This window comes from Flavobacterium sp., from assembly GCF_039930565.1.
Lineage (GTDB): Bacteria > Bacteroidota > Bacteroidia > Flavobacteriales > Flavobacteriaceae > Flavobacterium.
In genome coordinates this window covers 1-8,800 of sequence record NZ_JBDTTP010000115.1, presented here as the reverse complement: position 1 = coordinate 8,800, position 8,800 = coordinate 1, and the positions used below count along the sequence as shown (strand labels likewise).

Annotated in this window: 9 protein-coding genes; 5 read left to right on the top strand and 4 right to left on the bottom strand. The window is 31.4% G+C overall.

Annotated features, from left to right (window positions below):
* On the bottom strand, positions 1–371 hold a 371-nt coding region (locus tag ABI657_RS18255), incomplete at its 3' end, for an alpha/beta fold hydrolase (protein WP_348098704.1).
* A gap of 181 nt (positions 372–552) precedes the next feature.
* On the opposite strand from ABI657_RS18255, the gene ABI657_RS18250 reads away from it, so the two are divergent.
* Complete coding sequence (locus ABI657_RS18250; RefSeq protein ID WP_348098703.1) at positions 553–1,926, top strand: hypothetical protein; 1,374 nt, start codon at positions 553–555, stop codon at positions 1,924–1,926.
* A gap of 50 nt (positions 1,927–1,976) precedes the next feature.
* Here the strand turns inward: ABI657_RS18250 and ABI657_RS18245 are convergent, their stop codons facing one another.
* The 3 genes from ABI657_RS18245 to ABI657_RS18235 all read right to left on the bottom strand — a co-directional run bounded on the left by ABI657_RS18245 (position 1,977) and on the right by ABI657_RS18235 (position 5,902).
* Entirely contained in the window at positions 1,977–2,831 is an 855-nt protein-coding gene (locus ABI657_RS18245; RefSeq protein ID WP_348098702.1) for a DUF4249 domain-containing protein, read from the bottom strand.
* 3 nt (positions 2,832–2,834) lie between these two features.
* Complete coding sequence (locus ABI657_RS18240; protein ID WP_348098701.1) at positions 2,835–5,108, bottom strand: TonB-dependent receptor plug domain-containing protein; 2,274 nt, start codon at positions 5,106–5,108, stop codon at positions 2,835–2,837.
* 80 nt (positions 5,109–5,188) lie between these two features.
* On the bottom strand, positions 5,189–5,902 hold the full coding sequence (locus ABI657_RS18235) for a pyridoxine 5'-phosphate synthase (protein ID WP_348098700.1): 714 nt from the start codon (positions 5,900–5,902) through the stop codon (positions 5,189–5,191).
* Positions 5,903–6,018: 116 nt separating this feature from the next.
* On the opposite strand from ABI657_RS18235, the gene ABI657_RS18230 reads away from it, so the two are divergent.
* The 4 genes from ABI657_RS18230 to uppS form a co-directional block, all read left to right on the top strand.
* The gene (locus ABI657_RS18230; protein ID WP_348098699.1) at positions 6,019–6,678 is read left to right on the top strand and encodes an acetoin utilization protein acuB; all 660 of its coding nucleotides are present in this window, start codon (positions 6,019–6,021) and stop codon (positions 6,676–6,678) included.
* Positions 6,679–6,767: 89 nt separating this feature from the next.
* Positions 6,768–7,652 (top strand): NAD kinase, encoded by an 885-nt coding sequence (locus tag ABI657_RS18225; RefSeq protein ID WP_348098698.1) that lies wholly within the window; start codon positions 6,768–6,770, stop codon positions 7,650–7,652.
* A 171-nt stretch (positions 7,653–7,823) separates the two neighbouring features.
* Positions 7,824–8,507 carry a DUF6089 family protein gene (locus tag ABI657_RS18220; RefSeq protein WP_348098697.1) on the top strand — a complete coding sequence of 228 codons (684 nt, stop codon included), beginning with the start codon at positions 7,824–7,826 and terminating at the stop codon, positions 8,505–8,507.
* 2 nt (positions 8,508–8,509) lie between these two features.
* A partial coding sequence (gene uppS, locus ABI657_RS18215) for a polyprenyl diphosphate synthase (RefSeq protein WP_348098696.1) occupies positions 8,510–8,800 on the top strand: 291 nt, incomplete at its 3' end.

Here is an 8,800-nt window from a genome sequence, read left to right as displayed (position 1 = left end):
CCTGCCAAAATATCCTGATGGTGTTGTTTGTAAAATTTCGGTCCAATATCGGCTACAATTAATTTATCAACTAAATCAGAATGCTTAGTCGCAAAAAGCATCGCAACTTTCCCTCCCATAGAATGACCGAGAATATCAAGTTTTGTTAGTTGATTTGCCTGGCAGTACTCAAACACATCCTGCACCATTGCTTCGTAACTCCATTCATCTGAATGCAAACTCCGTCCGTGGTTTCTTAAATCTAAAACATGAACCTGAAAACCGGCTTCTACATATTGTCCGGCAAGTGTTTTCCAGTTGTCTGACATCCCAAGAAATCCATGCATGATGATAAATGGTTTTCCTTCGCCTTCTGTTTTTGAATATAACATTTGTATTATTTTTATAACTAATCACAAAGATAAAAAACTTATTCATCAATGAAATTATTGAAATAATAAAGTCTCTATTTTATATTTTTTTTGTAGGAAATAAACAATAGTAATGTTATATATTTGCACTTTAAAAATCAAAACTAAAATTTGATTAGTTCATTTAATTAAAAACAAAACCATGATTAAAAAATTATTTTTATTTTCTTTAATTGTTTCTCAACTAACAATTTCATGTTCAAGCGATGACAACAATGAAACAACAGAGCAATCATTAGCAGAACAAATTGCAAACATCGTTAAGCAACCGTACTCTAAATTAACTCCTACAGAACAAAAAGTTAAATTAGAGGCTGAAGCTAATGAGATGCTTATTCAATTAGATAAAACAAAAAAATTAAGCGCAATAGATGCGATTGAAAATTTAAGTAGACTATTAGATATTAATTCTGTTGATATATTCGGGGGGAAAAATGGTAATGAAATTGAAGAAATCTTAAATGTTTCTGGCGTATATGGTATTTATACATGGAATAACACTCAAAAAATATGGGTAAAAACACCTTCATCTACAGAATTAAAATTTATTTTCCCAGCTAAGGAATCTTCAACTGCAAATAATGCAAGTTTATCTGCTAAAAGTACATCTTCTGACATAAAAGTAAACATTACAGATACTTACGGTAATTATTATTACAACGATGAAACCGGAGAATATGAAAATACGGATGAAGTAAATGATCAAATCTTTTTACCTGCATCAGTTGATGCTGTTTTAACAATTGATAACACTCCTGCGGCTACATTTACACAAACTGCAAAATATTCTAACGGAAAAGAAATTCCTAATGAATTTGCATATAAAATGGCATTAAGTGAAGGTTACAGTTGGGAAATGAGCGGTACAAAATCTACTGAAAACACTTCAAAAGCCAATCTTACTTACAATGGGAAAAATTTGCTTTCGTTCAACGCAGGAAGTACTGCAAGTATTGATGCTTTATTAAACGATGATGAATTAACTCAATATAGAGGCAAAGCTAATGGTTTGGTACAAATTTTAGACAATTTTGTTATTGTTGCTGATATGGATTTAGCTACATCAGCTACAGATGAAGCTGCTTTAGAAAGTACTGTAACATATCCTGTACATCCAGACTACGAAAATCCTAATGCTAATTTTAAAGCATATTATACAGCTGAAAATTTATACCGTCAAAAGCATTCTGAAGGAAGTGCAGATAATTTTAACAAAAACTCAAAACTAATCTTAGTTTCTAAAAAAGATGGTACTAAAATAGCCAATATTGTAGTACATTCAGAAAAATCAACTAATTCTTATACATTTAATTTACCTGAATGGATTACCTATGATGGTGGTGGATATTGGTCTTCTAGTGACGAAACTGAAGAGTTTACTGAAGTTTATTACAACGAAGTTTATTACTTAAAATTCAGTGATAATACTGAAGTAGAAATGAGCGCTTACTTCTCATCAGGATTTGAAAATTTCGAAACAAAATTTGAAGATTTCATCAAGTATTTCGAAGAATAAAACTCTTCAAATAATTTAATAAAGCCGATTTGAATAGTTTCAAATCGGCTTTATTTTTTAGGAGGTGTTTTTACGACCAATGTACTTTGTCCATAACCCGCCCAAATTCCAATACCTCCTTTTATATTTGATTTTAAACTTGTATTAGAAGGATAAATTGGATTTCTGCTGTTTACGATTTCGTTTTGCCAACTGTTCCAAAAATCCAAGACTTCTTTGTTTTGGGTTCTTAATTTGACGGAAATCAAATCCCCGTCTGCAAAATAAGGAGTAAATTTTGTTTTCGGAAACAGTATAACACCTCTATTTATTTGTACGGAAACAGACGATGTTTCAAAGTTTTTATCATCTAAATTCCCATAAAAGGCAGGAACAAAAATAGGCTCTTCACTATCAATCCTAGTCGCAATCTGATAATAGTTTTTTTCATCAGCCGGATCATCAAATTTTACAAAAACATAGCCAATGGTATCTGTAGCGTTCTTTTTTACGTAATCAGCACTTTTAAGCTGTACCGATTTAGGAATTGTTGTTACTGCCTCAACAATGCGATTTAAATATTCAATTTTAATTGAATACTCTTTTCCTGCTTCTCCTTTTATCATATTGCCATAATACACAAATGGCGGCACCCTGTTTTTATCATTTTTAACTTTTAGGACTTCGAAGGTTTCTCCATCAGAAACAGTGATTTTCGCAGACCTTATTACATGATTCAGGACATTTGTAGAATCAATAACATCTGTAACCGGAATACTGCTGGATAATAAAACATTGGCAAAATCCCCTTCCTCGATCCAGCCTTCAACCACAATTTTAGATTCCAGTCTGATTTGCTCACTAAATTCATCTTTAGAACAACTGATTACTATTACAGCAAATAGAAATACAATATATTTTTTCATCTCCTAAAATTTAAATCTCCAGCTAATTGAAGGTAATATTCGATACAAAACCTTCTTATCCTGCTTTACAACAACGCTGTTTTTATCTTCATTAATTTGCACATCCAACACAACGTATATTGGATTTTCTAAATTAAAAGTATTATAAATTGAAAAATTCAGTGCACTTTCTTTTTTAGTATTTTTTGTAAAAAAGTAATTTACAGAAAGATCTGTCCTGATATAATTTGGCATTTGTGCATTATTATATTCTGAATATTCTTTGACTGGATTATTATTTATAAAATACCAGGATGTTGGCATTGTAAAACGATTCCCTGAACTAAATATCTGAGTGATACCAAAATTCCATTTTGTATTTAAATCATACATACCCACTACAGAAAGATTATGTCGCCTGTCATATTTCGCAAAATAAGTATTTCCATTATTGAGCTTTTCAAAATTCCTGTCAGACCAACTCAAAGTATAACTTAGCCAGCCATGAAATTTTCCATTATTTTTTCTAAGCATCGTCTCTAATCCGTACGCTTTTCCTCTTCCAACCAGAAGATCGTTTTTAAGCGTTGTAATTTCATTGAATTGAGTTATTCCATAAGGATATTCGAGTAAATCTTTCATCGAACGATAAAACCCTCCAAAAGAAGATACAAAATTCTTCGAAATTTTATGGCTTGAGCCAATAGAAAATTCATCAGATGTCTGAGGTTTTATTCCTTCAGAACTAGCAATCCAAAAATCTGTCGGAATTCCAACACTTGAGGTTGTTATTAGACTTAAATACTGATATTGCCTGTTATATGAAACATAAAAAGAATATTTATTATTTGGAATATAATTCAATAAAACTCGAGGCTGAAAATGAAGGTATGAATCGGTTCCGGATACATAATAATTAATTCTAATGCCTAATTCAGCATTTAGATAATCCGAAAATATTGGTTTAAACGTCGTAAAAACAGCAGCTTCGTTAGCATTAATGATGTTGTTTTCAGAATTATTATTCGAATCGGTTAAATTTTCAATAGCAACTTTTTGAGGCTGGAGATTATGATAAACATATTGAAACCCGGATTCAAATGGAATGTTTTTAATTAAATATTTAAACGCATTGTTGAACCCAAAATCTTTTACAGAAGATGACACACCAAACTGAATTGTTGCTTGTTCCATACTTAAATTATTCGAATATTGACTAAAATAAATCGAATTTGACATAGTTGTTTTGGGTGAAATTGTAGTTGTCAAAGTGGGTGAAATTGTAAAATTGCTCCACTTTAAACTTGTTTTTAAAGATAAATTGTTGTCTATAATTTTTAGTTCATCACTACTTACAAATGCATCAACAGAAAGAAAATTATTTTTACAGATTTGAGATAAAAAAGTCACATTACCATCTGAGAATCCGTATTTCATATTCTGGACATCATTATTATCTGAATCTGAATTTAAGATTGGTGCAATAATTTCGTCAATATATGTTTTCCTTCCTGAGATGTAAAAACCAGATTTTTCAGAAATTGGAACGGCTAAAGTTAATTGTGAAGCCAGAATTCCAATATTTCCGTTACCCCCAAACTCAGAAGGTATTTTTTTATTTGGAATTAATAATGTTGTAGAACTTAAACGTCCACCATATTTTGAATTGGAACTGGATTTATCAAATTCAACTTCTTTTATATGATCAGTATTATAAAAAGAAAAAACACCCAATAAATGTGACATCCCATAAATCGGAGTTCCATCATACAATATAGCATTATGGCCGGGATCTCCTCCTCTCACATATAAATATCCATTGGCATCCCCGGAGTTTTGTACACCTGGAGTTAGTTGCAAAATCTTAATAATATCTGTAGTTCCAAGCACAGTTGGCACAGAAGCTAATTCCTTTAAATTGAAAGATAATTTACCTCCGGATAAAGCTGTAATACCATTTTTTTTATCATTTGATATTAAAACCTCATTTAAAACTGACATATCTTTTTCTAAGACGATAGAAATCACAGCATCTTTTAAAAACTCAAATTCAACATTTTTTTCAATGTATCCTAATTGATTAACTACAATTTTGACTTTTCCTAAAGGAATATTTTGTGAAAAATTACCAAGAGAATCGGTAATAGAATAAAAATGAGCATTATTTGAAATAAAAGAAATATTTACTCCAACTAAATTTTCATTTTCAGAAGATTTTACAGAGCCCGTTATCAAAGCTTTTGTTTGCGCAAACAAACCAGAAAAACAGAATAAAAAAAAGAATGCAATTAATTTCAACACTTGTTTTTAATAAGAAATGTGCGAAATTAAACAATTATAACTCAATTATATCAAGTTACAATTGTTTAATTAAAATCTTATTTTAGTTTTTGTAAATACATATTCACAACATTATCCAAACCCAGATAAAGTGCCTCTGCAATCAACGCATGTCCGATAGAAACTTCTAATAATCCCGGAATGTTTTGTTTAAAAAACAGAATATTATCCAGACTTAAATCATGTCCGGCATTAATTCCCAAGCCTAATTCATTTGCTAATTCTGCTGCTCTTACATAAGAATCAATTCCGTTTTTATTTCCTAAACCATATTCGTGTGCAAAAGCCTCCGTATATAATTCAATTCTGTCAGTTCCGGTTTTTTTGGCACCTTCAATCATTTCCAAAATTGGATCTACAAAAATCGAAGTTCTGATTCCGTTACGCTGAAATTCCTGGATGACTTCAGTTAAATAAGACTGATTTGAAATTGTGTCCCAACCTGCAGAAGAGGTAATGGCACCAATGGCATCGGGAACTAATGTAACCTGATCAGGTTTGCATTCCAGTACCAAATCAATAAAATTATGCTGCGGATTTCCTTCAATATTATATTCGGTTGTAACAATTGCTTTTAAATCACGTGCATCCTGATAACGAATATGACGCTCATCCGGACGTGGGTGAATAGTAATTCCCTGCCCTCCAAAATTCTGAATATCAGCGGCTACTTTCAATAAATCAGGAACATTTCCGCCTCTTGCATTACGTAAGGTTGCAATTTTATTAATATTTACACTTAACTTTGTCATATAAATAGATTATAAATTCTGGTAACATTTTATTTGTTACAGCAAAAATACAAAGTAAAACGTAGCGTTTTTTGCTATTTTTTGATTATTTTGCATGAAATATTCCTGATTGATTTATGACAGACATTAACAACTACATCACCAATGATTTTAGACCGATTGACAGTTCAGAAACTATCGCATGGGTTCAGGACTTTTTTGCTGATTTGAATTTTTCACATTTTCCTGTTTTGGAAGATGGAATTTTCATAGGCAGTATTGCCGCTGACGATGTCGAAACTTTTGACACAGATAAAAAAACCATCGACTATAAGTATACTTTAGAGCGTTTTTTTGCCAGAAAATCAATGATTTGGTTAGATGTTTTAGAAGTTTTTGCAAAAAACCATACAAATTTAATTCCGATACTTGATGAAAACAACGTATATACAGGATATTACGAAATGGAAGACATCATTAAATTTTTTCATGAAACTCCATTTTTAAAAGAACCCGGAGGAATTATAATTGTTCAAAAAGGATTGCTTGATTATTCTATGAGTGAAATAACTCAAATTGTAGAAAGCAATAATGGTAAGGTTTTAGGCTGCTTTGTTTCTGAAGCTACTTTAGAAAATGTTCAGATTACAGTAAAAATAGGACTCGGAGCCATCAATGAAATCATTCAGACTTTCAGAAGATACAATTATGATATTATTTCAGAACATCAGGAAGACACTTATATCAACAGCCTAAAAGAACGTTCTGATTATTTAGACAAATACCTTAATATATAATATGATTAATGTGCCAATTAGAAAATTAGATAATTTTAGCGTATCTAATTGTCACATTATCTAATTGCCACATTATCTAATTAAAAAAAATGAAAGTAGCCATTTACGGTCAATACTACCAAAACAGTACAGAGCCCATTATTAAAGACATTTTTTTGTTTTTCAATTCCAATAATGTTGAAATGGTGATTGAGGAAAATTTTTTAAACATGCTTTATGAAAAAAAGCTTGTAAAAAAAGAATACGAAACGTTTTCACTTGCCACTTTATTAGATAATAGTTTTGAGATGCTAATAAGTATTGGTGGCGACGGAACGATTTTAAGAGCTGCCACTTTTGTTCGTGATTCCGGTGTACCTATCCTAGGAATAAATGCTGGTCGATTGGGTTTTTTAGCCATGGTTCAAAAAGAGAATATTGACCTCTTTTTACAGTTCGTTATTGACAAAAACTACACAACTTCCGAAAGAACTTTATTAAGCCTCACCTGCGAGCCAACAAATGAAGCTATTGAGCAATTGAATTTTGCAATGAATGAAGTTACGGTAAGCCGAAAAGACACTACTTCGATGATTACTGTTGAAACTTATTTGAATAACGAATACCTTAATTCATATTGGGCTGATGGATTAATTATTTCAACACCAACAGGATCAACCGGATATTCGTTGAGCTGCGGAGGTCCAATATTAACACCGGATGTAAAAAGCCTGGTAATAACTCCAATCGCGCCTCATAATCTAAATGCAAGACCTCTTGTTATTCCGGATGATACCGAAATAAAACTTCGTGTTTCCGGAAGAGAAAATCAATATCTTATTTCTTTGGATTCCAGAATCTCTTCTGTAAAAAACGAATCGGTTTTAACAATAAAAAAAACGGACTTCAAAATAAAAATGGTCGAAATTCCCGGCGAAACTTTCCTTAAAACCCTTCGAAATAAATTACTTTGGGGAGAAGATAAAAGAAATTAACTTTTTCTGAATTCTGGCTATACGAATATGGTACTTTTTCCCGTTTTGCCTTTATCGAATCATTATTAATTGTCTGATAATCATATTTTAAATTTAAAAAAAGACACATTTATCCAAAGAAACATTGATTCGTATCGATAATTATTATATTTGCACGCAATTTTGAATTAAATGAAGAAACTTTTTAATTTATTGTTATGTCTTTTACCTTTTTTTACACTTCATGCTCAGATAAATGAGATTGGGGTTTTTTTAGGTGGAAGCAATTTTGTTGGCGATGTTGGAAGCACAACATATGTGGCCCCGGAAAAACTCGCTTTTGGCATTCTATATAAATGGAACAAAAGTCCACGCCATTCCTACCGTTTTTCCTATACACAATCTAATTTATCAGGAAATGATTCAAAGTCAAAAGAAAACAGCCGGAATAAAAGAGGCTACAGCTTCAAAAATGATATAAAGGAAATTTCAGCAGGGCTTGAATTCAATTTTTTTGATTTTAATTTACATGATTCAGATCAAAAAATCACACCTTATATATTCTCAGGAATAAATTATTTCAGATATAATGCACTTTTCGTTGACAATGGACAAACAGAAAAAGACAAGAGTTCTAATTCATTTGCTTTACCTATTATATTAGGAATAAAATCAAATATTAGTCCTCATTTTGTTTTAGCAGCAGAAATTGGGGCAAGATATACTTTTGCTGATGACATAGACGGAAGCTTTCCTGTAAACGATGCATATGCAAACAATCGCTTTGGAAATTTAAATAATAATGACTGGTATGTTTTTACGGGACTCACATTAACCTATACCTTTGGAAACAAACCTTGCTATTGCGCAGAATAAAAATGGACTTATTAAAATCTATAGATACTAACAATTTACCAAAACACCTGGCCATCATCATGGACGGTAATGGACGTTGGGCAAAACAACAAGGATTTCTGCGTGCTTTTGGTCATGAAAATGGTACCAAATCTGTAAAAACGACTATTGAGACTTGTGCCAAACTTGGCATTGAGTTTCTGACATTATATGCGTTTTCAACAGAAAACTGGAATCGCCCAAAATTAGAAGTAGATACTTTAATGAAATTGCTTATCAATTCATTAAAAAAAGAATTGGTTACACTGCAAAAA

Excerpts from the sequence above, each read along its gene's own strand:
- ABI657_RS18250 (WP_348098703.1), top strand. The coding sequence starts at position 553 with ATGATTAAAAAATTATTTTTATTTTCTTTAATTGTTTCTCAACTAACA.
- ABI657_RS18245 (WP_348098702.1), bottom strand. The coding sequence starts at position 2,831 with ATGAAAAAATATATTGTATTTCTATTTGCTGTAATAGTAATCAGTTGT.
- ABI657_RS18235 (WP_348098700.1), bottom strand. The coding sequence starts at position 5,902 with ATGACAAAGTTAAGTGTAAATATTAATAAAATTGCAACCTTACGTAAT.
- ABI657_RS18230 (WP_348098699.1), top strand. The coding sequence starts at position 6,019 with ATGACAGACATTAACAACTACATCACCAATGATTTTAGACCGATTGAC.
- ABI657_RS18225 (WP_348098698.1), top strand. The coding sequence starts at position 6,768 with ATGAAAGTAGCCATTTACGGTCAATACTACCAAAACAGTACAGAGCCC.
- ABI657_RS18220 (WP_348098697.1), top strand. The coding sequence starts at position 7,824 with ATGAAGAAACTTTTTAATTTATTGTTATGTCTTTTACCTTTTTTTACA.